The sequence below is a fragment of the Crossiella sp. SN42 genome (assembly GCF_023897065.1).
Lineage (GTDB): Bacteria > Actinomycetota > Actinomycetes > Mycobacteriales > Pseudonocardiaceae > Crossiella.
Map to the genome: position 1 here is coordinate 162,213 of NZ_JAMHIV010000018.1, position 14,788 is coordinate 177,000.

Annotated in this window: 11 protein-coding genes; 4 read left to right on the plus strand and 7 right to left on the minus strand. The window is 70.5% G+C overall.

From position 1 onward, the window contains the following. Positions 1 to 87: 87 nt before the first annotated feature. From M8C13_RS22560 to M8C13_RS45505, 4 genes are all read right to left on the minus strand, one after another. Positions 88 to 2,226 (minus strand): acetate--CoA ligase family protein, encoded by a 2,139-nt coding sequence (locus tag M8C13_RS22560; RefSeq protein ID WP_252482653.1) that lies wholly within the window; start codon positions 2,224 to 2,226, stop codon positions 88 to 90. A 3-nt stretch (positions 2,227 to 2,229) separates the two neighbouring features. After that, positions 2,230 to 3,459: a formyl-CoA transferase gene (frc, locus tag M8C13_RS22565; RefSeq protein WP_256509483.1), complete on the minus strand. Its 1,230-nt coding sequence runs from the start codon at positions 3,457 to 3,459 to the stop codon at positions 2,230 to 2,232. Between the two features lie 21 nt (positions 3,460 to 3,480). Further along, entirely contained in the window at positions 3,481 to 5,208 is a 1,728-nt protein-coding gene (locus M8C13_RS22570; protein WP_252482655.1) for a thiamine pyrophosphate-binding protein, read from the minus strand. Between the two features lie 220 nt (positions 5,209 to 5,428). After that, a complete protein-coding gene (locus M8C13_RS45505) occupies positions 5,429 to 7,204 on the minus strand; it encodes a selenocysteine-specific translation elongation factor (RefSeq protein ID WP_252482656.1) in 1,776 nt (591 codons plus the stop codon). A 105-nt stretch (positions 7,205 to 7,309) separates the two neighbouring features. Here M8C13_RS45505 and M8C13_RS22580 point away from each other — a divergent pair, with 105 nt between their 5' ends. From M8C13_RS22580 to fdhD, 3 genes are read left to right on the plus strand one after another with little or no spacing between them, the layout of a single operon-like run. Continuing rightward, complete coding sequence (locus M8C13_RS22580; RefSeq protein WP_252482657.1) at positions 7,310 to 8,302, plus strand: 2-dehydropantoate 2-reductase; 993 nt, start codon at positions 7,310 to 7,312, stop codon at positions 8,300 to 8,302. A 43-nt stretch (positions 8,303 to 8,345) separates the two neighbouring features. Continuing rightward, positions 8,346 to 9,791, plus strand: a complete 1,446-nt coding sequence (locus tag M8C13_RS22585; RefSeq protein ID WP_252482658.1) for an NAD(P)H-dependent oxidoreductase subunit E — start codon at positions 8,346 to 8,348, stop codon at positions 9,789 to 9,791. A gap of 1 nt (position 9,792) precedes the next feature. Continuing rightward, complete coding sequence (gene fdhD, locus M8C13_RS22590; RefSeq protein WP_252482659.1) at positions 9,793 to 10,626, plus strand: formate dehydrogenase accessory sulfurtransferase FdhD; 834 nt, start codon at positions 9,793 to 9,795, stop codon at positions 10,624 to 10,626. On the opposite strand, the gene moaA is transcribed toward fdhD, so the two are convergent. Genes moaA through M8C13_RS22605 form a run of 3 tightly spaced genes read right to left on the minus strand, consistent with a single transcriptional unit; the run spans position 10,623 to position 12,702 of the window. Then, on the minus strand, positions 10,623 to 11,621 hold the full coding sequence (moaA, locus tag M8C13_RS22595) for a GTP 3',8-cyclase MoaA (protein ID WP_252482660.1): 999 nt from the start codon (positions 11,619 to 11,621) through the stop codon (positions 10,623 to 10,625). The genes fdhD and moaA overlap by 4 nt on opposite strands. 42 nt (positions 11,622 to 11,663) lie before the next feature. Further along, on the minus strand, positions 11,664 to 12,089 hold the full coding sequence (gene arfB / locus M8C13_RS22600; RefSeq protein ID WP_252482661.1) for an alternative ribosome rescue aminoacyl-tRNA hydrolase ArfB: 426 nt from the start codon (positions 12,087 to 12,089) through the stop codon (positions 11,664 to 11,666). A 40-nt stretch (positions 12,090 to 12,129) separates the two neighbouring features. Next, positions 12,130 to 12,702 carry a hypothetical protein gene (locus tag M8C13_RS22605; protein WP_252482662.1) on the minus strand — a complete coding sequence of 191 codons (573 nt, stop codon included), beginning with the start codon at positions 12,700 to 12,702 and terminating at the stop codon, positions 12,130 to 12,132. Between the two features lie 292 nt (positions 12,703 to 12,994). On the opposite strand from M8C13_RS22605, the gene M8C13_RS22610 reads away from it, so the two are divergent. Next, entirely contained in the window at positions 12,995 to 14,776 is a 1,782-nt protein-coding gene (locus M8C13_RS22610) for a discoidin domain-containing protein (protein ID WP_252482663.1), read from the plus strand. Positions 14,777 to 14,788 lie beyond the last annotated feature (12 nt).

Below are 14,788 nucleotides of genomic sequence, written 5' to 3' on the forward strand. Positions count from 1 at the left end.
CTCGGACTCCGCCCGTTGAACCTCCCTGGCCTGGTAGCAGGGGTCCCGCCTGGCCGACGGGACCCCTGCTACCGGTCAGCCGTCGGCCTACTTGTCGATCAGTCCCGCCGCGCGTGCCCAGCGGTACTTCGCGCCCAGCACCGCGACCGGGAGCTCCGTGGTGTAGGGATAGGCGACAATACGATGGTCGAACAGGTATTCACTAGCCCGCTCCACCTCGGTGTCACCCGCCAGTGAGGCCACCACCGGCTTGTCGATGCCCTTGGCCCTGGCCTCGTTCACCACCCGCGCGGTGACCTCGGCGAAGACCATCGGCGGGGTGACGATGGTGTGCCAGTAGCCGAGGATGAGCGCGTGGATCCGCGGGTCCTCAAGGCCGAGCCGGATGGTGGCCTCGTAGGTCGAGGGCGGTTCGCCGCCGGTGATGTCGATCGGGTTGCCCGCCGCGCCGAAGGGCGGGATGAACTTGCGGAACGCCTCGTCCAGGTCCGGCGGAATCTCCATCATGGACAGTCCATTGTCGACACACGCGTCCGAGAGCAGCACCCCGGAGCCACCGGCCCCGGTGATGATGACGACGTTCTCGCCCTTGGGTGTGGGCAGCAGCGGCAGCCCGCGGGCATATTCCAGCATCTCGTTCAGCCCGGGAGCCCTGACCACACCCGCCTGGCGCAGGATGTCGTCGTAGACCTTGTCGTCACCGGCCAGCGCGCCGGTGTGCGAGCTGGCCGCCTTGGCCCCGGCCGAGGTGCGCCCGGCCTTGAGCACCACCACCGGCTTCTTCTTGGTCATCCGCTTGGCCGCGTGCACGAAGGCCCGGCCGTTCTTCAGGTCCTCCAGGTGCATGGCCACGCACTGGGTGTTCTCGTCCTGCTCGAAGAAGGTGAGCAGGTCGTCTTCGTCCACATCGGACTTGTTGCCGAGGCCGACGATGGCCGAGACACCCATCTTGGTGGTGCGGGAGAAACCCAGGATGGCCATGCCGATGCCGCCGGACTGGGAGGTCAGCGCCACCCCGCCCTTGACGTCATACGGCGTGCAGAAGGTCGCGCACAGGTTCTCCGGCGTGTAGTAGTACCCGTAGATGTTCGGGCCGAGCAGCCGGATCTTGTACTGGTGCGCGATCGCCACGACCTCGTCCTGCAGCTCGTGGTTGCCGGTCTCGGCGAAGCCGGAGGGGATGAGCACGGCGGCCGGGATGCCCTTCTTGCCGCACTCGGTCAGCGCCCCGGCCACGAACTTGGCCGGGATGGCGAAGACCGCCACGTCCACCTCGGCCGGCACGTCGCCGATGGCCTGGTACGCCTTGCGGCCCAGGATCTCCTCGGCCTTGGGGTTGATCGGGAAGATGCCGCCCTGGTAGCCGCCGTTGACCAGGTTCTTCATCACCGAGTTGCCGATCTTGCCGTCCTCGGCGGAGGCGCCGATCACCGCGATGTTCTTCGGCTTCATCAGCCGGTTCATCGCGGTGATGATCTCCTCGTCGGAGTAGACGTGCTTCTCGGTGATCTCCCCGGTCTCCACCAGCACCCGGACGTCCGCGGCGATCGCGGAGTCCTTGGCCGCGAACACCGGGTTGAGGTCCAGCTCGCGGATCTCCGGGAAGTCGGTGACCAGGTCGGAGAGCCGTTTGACCACCTCGGCCAGCGCGTCCAGGTCCACCGGGTCGGCGCCGCGGACCCCGTGCAGGATCTCCACCGCCTTGATGTCGGTGACCATGGCCCGCGCCTCGGCCTGCTCCAGCGGCGCCAGCCGGAAGGTGACGTCCTTGAGGACCTCCACCAGCACCCCGCCCAGGCCGAAGACCACGATCTTGCCGAAGGTGTCGTCGGTGGTCGCGCCGATGATCACCTCCTGGCCCTCGGCGAGCAGCTGCTGCACCTGGACACCGGTGATGTCGGCATCGGCCTTGTACGCCTTGGCGTTGGCGATGATCTTCTCGTAGGAGGCGCGGGCGCCCGCCTCGTCGGTGACGCCGACGATGACGCCGCCGGCCTCGGTCTTGTGCAGGATGTCCGGTGAGACGATCTTCATGACCACCGGGAAGCCGATCCCGGCCGCCAGGCTCACCGCCTCGTCCGCGCTGTTGGCGAGTCCTTCGCCCGGCGTCGGGATGCCGTAGGCGTCACAGAGTCGTTTGCCCTCGGGGGCGGTCAGCGACTCGCGGCCCTCGGCGCGCGCCTTGTCCAGGACTTCGCGCACCGCGGCCCTGTCGTAAGCCACCATGGCTCAGATCACTCCGTTCGCCTTGAGCTGGGCCAGTTCCGGGACGGAAACCCCTAGCTCCTTCACGTACACGTCCTCGTTGTGCTCGCCGAGCAGCGGGGACCGCTCGACCTTGGCCGGCGAGTCGGACAGCTTGAGCGGCATGCCCACGGTCTTGAACGCCCCGCGCTCGGGGTGCTCCACCGTCACCACCATCTCGTTGGCCACCAACGACTCGTCCTCGATCAGCTCCTTGGTGGACAGGATCGGTCCACAAGGGACGTTCTTGGCGTTGAGCAGGGCCAGCACTTCGCGCTTGGTGTGGTTGACCGTCCACTCCTCGATCAGCTGAAACATCTTGTCCAGCTTGGGCAACCGGGCTTCCGGGGTGGCCCACTCGGGGTCCTCGGCCAGCTCCGGCCGGCCGATCAGCTCGGCGATGGGCTGCCAGCCGACGGGCTGCACGATCACGTAGACGTAGTCGTTGGGCCCACCCGGCTTGCACCGCACCGCCCAGCCCGGCTGGCCACCGCCGGAGGCGTTGCCCGAGCGCGGCACCTCGTCGCTGAACTCCTTGTTGGGGTACTCCGCCAGCGGCCCGTGCGCCAGCCGCTGCTGGTCGCGCAGCTTGACCCGGCACAGGTTGAGCACCGCGTGCTGCATGGCCACGGTGACCCGCTGGCCGCGCCCGGTGGACTCCCGCTGGTACAGCGCGGCCAGGATGCCTGCCACGGTGTGGATGCCGGTGCCGGAGTCGCCGATCTGCGCGCCGGTGGCCAGCGGCGGGCCGTCCTCGAAGCCGGTGGTGGTCATCGAGCCGCCCATGGCCTGGGCGACCACCTCGTAGGCCTTGTAGTGGGTGTAGGGCCCGTCGCCGAAACCCTTGATGGAGGCGTAGATCAGCCTGGGGTTGAGCTCCTGGAGCTTGTCCCAGGTGAAGCCCATCCGGTCCACCGCGCCCGGACCGAAGTTCTCCACCAGGATGTCCACATCGGACACGAGCTTGGTGAACAGCTCCTTGCCCTTGTCGCTCTTCATGTTCAGCGTGATGCTGCGCTTGTTGCAGTTGAGCATGGTGAAGTAGAGGCTGTCGACATCGGGGATGTCGCGCAGCTGCTTGCGGGTGATGTCCCCGCTGGGCGCCTCCAGCTTGACCACGTCCGCGCCCAGCCAGGCCAGGATCTGGGTGGCCGACGGCCCGGACTGGACGTGGGTCATGTCCAGGACTCGAACACCCTCAAGTGCTTGTCCCATAACCGAACTCCCCCTCCGGGCCTACTTGTACATGGTCTGGTTCATGGTTCCCGGCGCGTAGACGTCCGGGTCCACCCACACGTTGATCAGCGACGGCAGCCCCGACTCGCGGGCGCGCTGGAGCGCGGGCGCGATGTCGGCGGGGTCGCGGACCTCCTCGCCGTAGCCGCCGAGGATCTTGGCGAACTGGTCGTAGGGCACATCACCGAGGGTGTTGCCGACCCGGCCGCGGTCCTCGCCGTACTTGACCGCCTGGCCGTAGCGGATCTGGTTCATCGAGGAGTTGTTGCCCACGATGCCCACGAACGGCAGGTTGTACCGGACCAGGGTCTCGAAGTCCCAGCCGGTCAGGGAGAAGGCGCCGTCCCCGAAGAGCGCGACGACCTCCTTGTCCGGGCGGGCGTACTTGGCCGCCAGCACGAACGGGATGCCCACGCCGAGGGTGCCCAGCGGGCCCGGGTCCATCCAGTGGCCGGGCGACTTGGGCTGGACCACCTGGCCGGAGAAGGTGACGATGTCGCCGCCGTCGCCGATGTAGATGGAGTCCTCGGTGAGGAACTCGTTGATTTCGTGCACCAGGCGGTAGGGGTCGATCGGGTTGGCGTTGGACAGTTGCCGGGCCATCCGCTTGCCCAGCGACTGCTCCTCCACCGCGCGCAGCTCCTCCAGCCAGGCCTTGCGCCCGGTGGCGCCGTTGCCGACCCGGCCGGTGGTGGCCTGGAAGACCTGGGAGAGCACCATGCCGGCGTCGCCGACGATGCCCAGGTCGATGTCGCGGTTCTTGCCGACCGTGCGGTAGTCCAGGTCGATCTGCACCACGGTGGCCTCGGCGGAAAGCCGCTTGCCGTAACCCATCCGGAAGTCGAACGGGGTGCCCACGATGATGATCAGGTCGGCGTTGGTGAAGGCGTAGCGGCGGGAGAGCTGGAAGTGGTGCGGGTCGCCGGGCGGCAGCGTGCCGCGGCCGGCGCCGTTCATGTAGGCGGGGATGTTGAGCCCGCGGACCAGGTCGATGGCCGACTCGGTGCCCCGGGTGGTCCAGACCTGGCTGCCGAGCAGGATGCACGGCTTCTCCGCCTTGGTCAGCAGGTCGGCCAGCTTCTCGATGTCGGCGGGGTCGCCCGCGGAACGGGTGGAGGCGCGGTAGTGGCCCGCCTTGGGGATGCGGGCCTTCTCGATGGGGACCGAGGCGTCCAGCACGTCCCTGGGGATCTCCAGGAAGGACGGGCCGGGCGCGCCGTGGTAGCACTCGCGGAAGGCCATCGAGACCAGGTCCGCCGCGCGGGCGGTGTCCGGCACGGTGGCGGCGAACTTGGTGATCGGGGCCATCATGTCCACGTGTGGCAGGTCCTGCAGTGAGCCCATCTTGTGCTGGCTCAGCGCGCCCTGGCCGCCGATGAGCAGCATCGGGCTCTCCGCGCGCAGCGCGTTGGCGACCCCGGTGACCGCGTCGGTGGTGCCCGGTCCCGCGGTGACCACCGCGCAGCCCGGTTTGCCGGTGATCCGGGCGTAGCCGTCGGCCGCGTGCGCGGCCACCTGCTCGTGCCGGACGTCGATGACCTCGATGCCTTCGTCTACACAGCCGTCGTAGATGTCGATGATGTGGCCGCCACACAGAGTGAACACCACGTCGACGCCTTCGGCCTTGAGAGCCTTCGCCACCAGATGGCCGCCCGAGATGAGACCTTCTCCGGTCTCCTTCACCTCGACCTGGCTGGCGCTGGGCAGAGCCTCGGCAGTCTGCGCCATAGGTGCGTCATCTCCTCACGTCGCTGCCCGGTCGCCTGCTCTGGGTCGACTCGGGCTGTGTTTGGTGGTGACTGGTGAAGGCCGACGTTGCGCGGACCGCACACCACTCGATCCCCATACTGCATACCGTATGGTGGTTTAGTGATACTCCGTCGCAGTAACGTTGTCCAGAGTCCGCACGTGGGCCGCTCGACGGAATTCACCCGTCGAGGTCCCTTCATCAGTCGTGTTCCGGGCGAATCCGACGTCTGCTGTCGGGTAGCCGGACGGTGATCCGCCGGGTGTCCAGCAGTTCCAGCAGGGGCACCGCGACCCGGCGGGAGGTGCCCAGCGCGGTGCGGGCCGCGGCCACGGTGAAGGGCTGCGGGAGCGCGCACAACACCGCGACCGCCCGTTCCACCGCATCCGGTCCGAGGTACACGCCGTCGGCCAGCCGGAGCAGCAGACCGGTGCGCACGGCGGCCGCGAGCGACTTGGGGGTCAGTCGCAACGCGGCCAGCCGGTCGGCCTCCGGCGCGCTGAAGGGGCTGCTCACCAGCTCGGCGCGCAGCTTCTCCACCGCCTGCCGCACCGGCAACGGGAGCTCGGTCCCGCCTTCGGTGAGCACCAGCCGGCCCTGGTTGATCCGCACACCGAGGTCACGAGCCGCTCTGGCCACCGGTTCGAGCAGTCTTCGGTGTGGCAAAGCCAGCAGTGCCACCGCTTCCGCCTTGGGCACGCCGGGGTCATGGGGTTGTTCGCGCGCGCGGGCACGCACCAGGGCGGCCAGTCGCCGGCACAGCTCGTCCAGCTTGGCCGGGTCGATCAGCCAGTCCCCCGCCCTGGGCGCGACCGGCAGGGCACAGCCCATGGCCAGCAGGTCGCCGGCCTTGACCAGGCCACGTCGGCGCAGCTCATCGCCGCCGTTGGGGATCGCTGACCGACTCATCAGTTCAAGGCCGCGGGCGGCCAGCTGCGCCTCGGTGGCCAGCTCGGGCGGCAGGATGTCCAGCACGGTGCACCCGGCCAGCACCTCCGCGCCGCTGCGCAGCGGCGCCTGGTCACAGCCGCGCAACAGCGCCTTGTCGCCGATGCGCAGCGGCAACGGCTCGCTCAGCCGCAGCCGCGCGATGTCGCCGTCGAGCACCCGCAGGAACACCGGCTGCCGGGCCGAGCCCAGCCCCAGTTCCAGGTGCCCGTGCACCCCGCCCAGCTTGCGGCCGGGCAGCGGGCGCAGCCGCACGTCCACCACGTCCACGTGCCGCCACCGGCCAGGGGTCACCAGCGCGGCGCCGGTGAAGGACTCATCCGGTTGCGCCTCGGGCAGGTGGACCGTGATCCGGGCCGGAGCGGACATCGCGGACACCTGACGCCCCAACGACTCCAGCCCGCCCACCCGCAGCCGCCGGTCCTGCGCGCCCACGGCCAGCTCGGCCTCCCGCTCGATCGACCCGGCCAGCAGGGTGCCGGTGACCAGCACGCCCTTGTCCTCCGCGCCGGCCTCGGCGCAGCCGTCGGCCCACAGCCGCACCGGGACCTCCGGTGGCGGCGGCAGCGTGGCGGCCAGCCGGTCCAGCACCAGGCGCAGCCGGTCGATGCCCGCGCCGGTGCGCGCGCTGACCACCGCGGACTCGATCCGGCCGAGCGCGCCGGTGGCCATGGCGCGGCGGGTCCGCCGCAGCACCGGGCCGGGATCGGCCAGGTCGGCCCGGGTCACCACCAGCAACCCGTGCCGGATGTCCAAGGCGTGCAACGCGTCCAGCTGCACGGCCAGTTGTGCCGACCACTCCTGGTCGGCCGCCACCACGAACACCACCGCCTCCGCGGTGGCCACGCTCGTCAGGACCGCCTCAGCCGCGCGGTCCACCAATGCCAGCACCCGCCCCGAGGGCAACCGAGCCCACGGATCCCGTCCGGTGAGCGCGCGCACCAAGGTGGATTTGCCTGCTCCGGCGCCTCCGGCGGTGGCGACCACGCGCATCGGCGGGGGCGAGTGGAACCCGAACCCTTCAGGCACCGCAACGCCTCCTCACCCACGCGGTCGTGCCGCGTGCGGCCCGTTGACCGGGCTACTCCATACTGTATGCTGAATGAGTTGTCGACACAAGAACAGGAGAGTGATGTGCGAATCGCTGTTCTTGGTGCCGGCGCCATCGGCGCGTACGTGGGTGCAGCCCTGCACCGCGCCGGAGCGCAGGTTCATCTCATCGCCCGCGGTGCGCACCTTTCGGCCATCCGCGAAGCCGGGGTCCGGGTGCTCTCCGACCGCGGCGACTTCCACGCCACCCCACACGCGACCGATGACCCGGCCGAGGTCGGCCCGGTGGACCACATCTTCCTAGGCCTGAAGGCGAACTCGTACGCCGCCGCGGGCCGGATGATCGAGCCGCTGTTGCACGAGCGCACCACCATCATCGCCGCGCAGAACGGGATTCCGTGGTGGTACTTCCACGGTCTGCCCGGCCCCTTCGAGAACCACCGCATCAACAGCGTGGACCCCGGCGGCGCGGTCAGCGCCGCTCTCCCGGTCCAGCGGGCCATCGGCTGCGTGGTCTACGCGGCCACCGAGATCGAGGCTCCCGGCGTGATCCGCCACCTGGAGGGCACCCGCTTCTCCATCGGCGAGCCGGACCGGTCGATCTCCGCGCGCTGCCTGGAGTTCTCCACCGCGATGATCGAAGGCGGGCTCAAGTGCCCGGTGGAGGCCGACCTCCGCCGGGACATCTGGCTCAAGCTGATGGGCAACATCGCGTTCAACCCGATCTCCGCGCTGACCCGCTCCACCATGGCCGCCATCTGCCGGCACCACGACGCCAGGCGACTGGTGGTGTCGATGATGCGGGAGACCCTGGAGGTCGCGCGACGGCTGGGTTCCCACCCCGAGATCTCCATCGAACGACGGCTGGCCGGGGCCGAGAAAGCCGGCGAGCACAAGACCTCCACGCTCCAGGACCTGGAGAAGGGCAAACCCCTGGAGCTGGACGTCATCCTCGCGGCGGTCGTCGAGCTCGCGGAGCTGACCGGCGCGGAAGTTCCCACGCTCAGGGCGATCCACGCGATGGCCGACCTGCTCAACGCATCGGTGACCAGGCAGCCTGCCGCCGTCGCTTCCTGACCGTCTCTCCCCTCCCACCTGCCTGACCTCCCGGGGGCAGCTCATGGATTCCCGTTTTCGTGACGCCGCACCCTCCGCTGAGGAACGCGCGGCCATCGATGTCGTGCTGGACCCGTCGTCCTCCGGTCGGAGTGACGGCGGGCCCATCGCCAACCCGCACGACGCGCTGTTGCCCGCCCTGCACTCCCTCAACGACCGGGTGGGCTGGATCAGCGAGGCGGCACTGGACTACCTGTCCCGCCGCCTGACCCTCTCCGCTGCCGAGGTCTTCGGCGTGGCCACCTCGTGCGCCCTGTTCTCGCTGCGGCCCCGGCCGCGCCGGGTGCTGCACGTCTGCGCCGGACCCGCTTGCCGCGCAACGGGTTCCACTCCCCTGTGCCGGACCCTGGAACGTCGCCTGGGTCCGGCCGACCGCCCGGCGGGCGGGGTGCTCTGGCAGCCCTCGCCCTGCCTCGGCCTGTGCGAGCGCGCACCGGCCGCCCTGGTCTTCGAGGCCGGTGACCCGCCGCGCACCGCGGTCACCGCACCATCCACTGTGGACAGCACCATCAGCATCGCGCTGGACCTGCGGCACGCCCAGCCGGAACCCCCGGCCGAGGCCGCCGTGCCGCAGGCGGGCGCGGAGCAGCTGGTGCTGCTGCGCCGGATCGGCCGGGTCGACCCGGCCAGCCTGTCCGACTACCTGAACACCGGCGGCTACACCGCGCTGCACCACGCACTGCGGATGGGTCCGGCCGAGATCATCCGCCTGGTGCTGGAATCCGGCCTGCCCAGCAGGGACGGGGCCGGGGTGCCGGTGGCCACGAGCTGGGAAGTCCTTGCCGGGCAACGGAACCGGCCGCACTACCTGGTGTGCGACGCCGATGAGAGCCATCCCGGCTCCTTCGCCGACCGGGTGCTGCTGGAGGGCGACCCGTTCGCGGTGGTGGAGGCGATGACCATCGCGGGCATCGCCACCGGCAGCCGCCACGGCTACCTGCACCTGCGCGGGGAGTATCCGCGGGCCCATCGCGTTCTCACCGAGGCGGTGGCCCAGGCCAGGGAGAAAGGCTTGCTGGGCCGTAACATCCTGGGCTCGGGCCGCAGCTTCGACCTGGAGGTCCGGCGCGGCGGCGGCACCTATCCCGGCCGGCGCGGCGAGCCGAGGGGCACCCCGCCGTTCCCGGCCGAGCCGGTGCTGCTGGGCAAACCCACCGTGGTGCACTCGGTGGAGACCCTGGTCGCGGTGCCCCCGGTCATCACCGGCACACCGGTGCCGAACCGGCTGTACTGCGTCTCCGGCATCGTCCGCAGGCCGGGGGTGTACGAGCTGCCCCGCGGCAGCACCCTGCACCGCCTGGTCGCCGCGGCCGGTGGCGTGCGCACCGGCCGCACCCTGCGCGCCGCACTGGTCAACGGCGCGCTCAGCCTCCCGGCCGCACTGGACCGGCAGCTGCCCGCCGCCGGTCCCGGTTCGGTGGTGCTGCTGGATGAGGAGAGGGAGCACTGACATGGGCCGCCGCATCGCCCGCCGCATGATCACCCGCCTGCGCGCGGACACCCGCACCCGTCGCCTGGACGACCTGGTGGTGGAGGAGCCGCTGGAGATCCGGCTCAACGGCGCGCCGCTGTCGATCACCATGCGCACTCCCGGCCACGACTTCGAGCTGGCCGCGGGCTTCCTGGTCAGCGAGGGCGTGGTCGGCGCGGCCGGTGACGTCGCGGGCATCGCCTACTGCCCCGGCGCGACCACCGACGGCGGCAACACCTACAACGTCCTGGACGTCACCCTGGCCGCGCACGTTCCGGTCGGCGAGTTCTCCTTGGCGCGCAACGTCTACACCACCTCCTCCTGCGGGGTGTGCGGCAAGGCCAGCCTGGACGCGGTGCGCACGGTGGCCCGCTGGAGCATCCGCGAGGACCCGATCCGGCTCGACCCCTCGGTGCTGCGCGCCCTGCCCGACCGGCTGCGCGCCTCCCAGCTCCTGTTCGAGCGCACCGGCGGCCTGCACGCCGCCGCACTGTGCACAGTGGACGGTGACCTGCTGGCGGTCCGGGAGGACGTGGGAAGGCACAACGCGGTGGACAAGCTGCTGGGCTGGGCACTGTTGCAGGATCGCTTGCCGCTGCGCGAGACGATCCTGCTGGTCTCCGGCCGGGCCAGCTTCGAGCTGGCGCAGAAGGCGGTGATGGGCGGTATCCCCGCCCTGGCCGCGGTGTCCGCCCCGTCCTCGCTCGCGGTCGAGCTGGCCGAGGAGACCGGCCTGACCGTGATCGGCTTCCTGCGCGGCGCGTCGATGAACGTCTACACCGGAGCCGACCGGCTGCTCGAACCGGTCGGCTAACCGCCGATCGCGCTCATCGGCCGGTCCGGCTGGGCGAACTCCGGCCGGTCGATGCCGTGCCCGGCAGGCTTGGCCCACATGGCTTTCCGCCACAGCTCGGCCAGCTCGGTGTCCTCGGCCCCGCCGCGCAGCGCGGCGCGCAGGTCGGTCTCGGTGTGCGCGAACAGGCAGGACCGGACCTGGCCGTCGGCGGTGAGCCGGGTGCGCGCGCAGTCGGCGCAGAACGGCCGGGTCACCGAGCCGATCACGCCCACGGTGTCCGGTCCGCCGTTGACCAGCCAGCGTTCCGCCGGCGCCGAGCCCCGCTCCCCCGGCTCCGGGGTCAGCTCGAACTCCTGGCGCAGCAGGCCAAGGATCTCCTCGGCGGTCACCATCGCCGACCGGTCCCAGCCGTGCTGCGGGTCAAGGGGCATCTGCTCGATGAAGCGCAGCTGGTAACCGGCGGCCAGGCAGAACCGCAGCAGCGGCGCGGCCTCGTCCTCGTTGATCCCGCGCAGCAGCACCGAGTTCACCTTCACCGGCCCCAGTCCGGCCTGCTGGGCCGCGCGCAGTCCGGCCAGCACCTCGGGCAGCCGGTCCCGCCGGGTGATCCGGGCGAAACGCTCCGCCCGCAAGGTGTCCAGCGAGACGTTCACCCGGTCCAGCCCCGCCGCCGCGAGCGCGTCCGCGGTCTTGGCCAGGCCCACGCCGTTGGTGGTCAGCGCGATCCGCGGCCGGGGCGTCAACGCGGCCGCCCCGGCCACGATCTCCGGCAAGTCCCGGCGCAGCAACGGTTCCCCGCCGGTGAACCGGACATCGGTGACGCCGAGCTCACGCACCGCGATGCCGATGAGCCGGACGAACTCCGCGCCGGTCAACAACTCCGGCTTCGCCAGCCAGTCCAGGCCCTCGGCCGGCATGCAGTAGGTGCAGCGCAGGTTGCACTTGTCGATGAGGGAAACTCGCAGGTCCGTCGCGACTCGACCAAACGAGTCCAGCAACCCAAGCCCGGTCATCTGCATATCGTATGCCGAAAAGTCGGCGAGCAGTACGTGACCTCAGTCCCCCGTCGCGCGCCGGTCCCGCTTCAGCGCCCCGCGCTGATGCTTGGCGGCCAGCCGCCGTTCCCTGGCGCCCCGGCTGGGCTTGGTCGCCCGCCGCGGCGGCGCGGGCGGCAGCACCGCGTCCCGCAGCAGGCTGGCCAGCCGTTCCCTGGCCGCCTTGCGGTTGGCCAGCTGGGTCCGGTACTCCGAGGCCGCGATGGTGACCACGCCGTCCACCAGCCGGTCGGCCAGCCGGGCCAGCGCGCGCCGCCGGAGGTGCTCGGGCAGCGCCCGCGACTCCGCCACGTCGAAGGACAGCTCAACCCGGCTGTCGGCGGTGTTGACGCCCTGTCCGCCAGGCCCGGAGGACCTGGAGAACCGTTCACTCAGCTCCGCGCCGGGGATCACCAGCGCGGCGTTAACCCGCAGGTCCTCGGCCATACCTCAAGGATGCCTCACGGTCCGCGGGCTCACCAACCGATTAGGCCTCGTCGGCGATCGCCGGTCCCTCGTAGAGCAGCGCGCCGGAGCCGTCGAACACCCGGACCGTGCACCCGCGCAGCCGCTCGGTCGCCTCGGCGGAGCCCGCCCAGATCGCGTCCAGCCGCTCCTCCACCGGCGCGGTGCCGGCCACCCTGGTCCGGCTCAGGTCGAGGTCCACCGCGAAGGTGCCTGCCGCGACGTGCGCCGGGTGGACCGTGCCGTCCTCACTGACCAGCTCCAGCCTGGCCGCCTCCGGGGCGAGGGTCCCGGTCACCGCGGGCGCCCTGCTCATGATCGCGTACGGGCGCTCGGTGAAGTCCCCGCCGAACCCGGTGGACAGGACGGTGAACAGGGTGTCCTGCTCGCCGCGGAAGACGCAGGTGCCGTCCACGCCGGAGTCGTTGCGGATCATCACCTCGCCCCGGTCGGTACCGGCCCCGAACCGTGCCCCCGCGCGCCAACCCGCGTGGGAGACCTCCTCCACCGGCGTGCCCGCGATCTCGGCGGCCCGGTAGGCCGCGGCGAAGATCCGCATCTCCACCAGTTCCCGCTGGACCTGCTCATCAGACATGGGTGGCATCAGCACGCCTCGACTTTCCTGTGTCCACAACGAATAGCCCGAATGGCCTACCAGTGCAGCATCACCCGCCCGGCCGGGCCTCCACCTCGGGGTTTGCCCCTGAACTCCCCCGGAGCCGCGAGTCACGCCGATCCGGTGAAACCTCGGCTGTCCAGATCCCTCCGATCGCACTATATCGATACACAACCCGCGCCGTCCGGTCTAGACCTCCGATGACCTCTTGCCTACTCGCCGCGCCCGCCGGTACCCCTGAACCGCACCCGCCGCGCCGAGGAGGCAGCTGATGTCGACACCCGTCCGGCGACGTTCCGCCATCGTCGTCCTGTTCTCCGTGCTCGCCCTGCTCGGCCTCGGGGTGACCCCGGCCGCCGCCGAGGTGGTGCACCCGCGCCAGGACTGGCTGCGCGCCGCCACCGCCGGGCTGTTCCTGCACTGGGGGATGCGCACCTCGCCCGGCTACACCAGTTGTTCCGCCTGGGAGAACGCGATCACCGCCGGTGGCTGGAGCCCGGACTACTGGATCACCGAGGCGCGGAAGCTGCACGCGCAGTACCTGGTGCTGGCCTCCTTCCACAGCAGGCTGGGCTACGGCAAGGCGTGGCCGTCCAAGGTGCCCGGCAGCTGCGCCACCAAGCGGGACTTCGTCCGCGAGCTGCTGGACGCGGCGGACAAGCGGGACATGAAGGTCATCATGTACATGACCGACGATCCGCAGTGGCACCAGGAAGGCAGGCCCTCGGGCAGCTGGCTGGACTCGGCCGCCTACTCCCGCTACAAGGGCCGCAACGTGGACATCACCACCAGGGACGGCTTCGGCGAGTACAGCTACGACAGCATCGTCGAGGTGGCGCAACGGTATCCGGAGCTGGCCGGGTTCTGGATCGACAACGACAACGCCTTCTGGGAGCGCAACGGCCTGTATGAGCGGGTGCGCAAGGAACGGCCGCACTTCCTGCTCAGCAACAACAACGAGGACACGCCGATCATGGACACGATCAGCAACGAGCAGAAGACCGGCATGTCCCCGGACTACGACTACCCGCAGGCGGTCTACACCGCGGCGCCCCGACTGATCGAGGCCTGTTTCAAACTGCCCTCCACCGGCCCCTGGTGGCACAACGGCTCCGACTCGGCGGTGGACTACCAGCTGACCATCGGCCGCTACGTGACCAACCTCGGCTCCGACGTCAAGGCGCTGATGGCCGAGACCGCCATGGTGAACGGCAAGTTCCCGGCCAAGCAGGCGGCGTTCAACAACTTCCTCAAGGGCTACTTCGACCAGATCCGCGAGTCCATCCACGGCATGCACGGCGGCGGTTACGGCCACGGCGGCCTGAAGCCGGGGTTCTGGAACGACGGCGCGCACGGCGTCACCACGGTGGCCAAGGACAACCCGGACCGGCACTACATCCACACGCTCACCCGCCCCTCCGGCAGCACGCTCCGGTTGCGGGACAACGGCTACCGGGTGCTCAAGGTGACCAACCTGCGCACCGGGGCCCCGGTGAAGTTCAGTCAGGCCAACGGTTCTCTCACCCTGACCGGCGTCACCGACTGGGACCAGTACGACACGGTCTTCCGGGTGGACACCGGCGGCCGCACCGGCGTGTACCCGGCCAACGCGGTCACGGTGACCGCCTCCGCCTCAGCCGCCGGGCACGGCCCCGCGCTGCTCAACGACGGCGACCACGCGACCTACTGGGACAGCGACAAGACCACCCCGGTGTCCCTGCGCTTCGACCTGGGCGCGCGCAAGCCGGTGCGCTACCTGGCGCTGAACCAGCGGGAGGACTCGGTCAGCTACGCCCGCTCGGCCACCGAGCAGTCCGCCCGGATCAAGGACTACCGGGTCCACGTCAGTGAGGACGGCGCCAACTGGGGCTCCCCGGTCGCCTCCGGCCAGCTGCCCAGCCACCGCGGCGTGTCCTTTGTGGACATCCCGCAGACCACGGCCCGGCACGTCCGCCTGGAGGTGGTCAGCACCTGGGCCGCGGCCAGCGACGGCAAGCGGCACAAGCAGCTGCGGGTGGACGAGGCCTGGCTGGGCTCGGCGCACGTGAGCTGACCCAGCGCGACC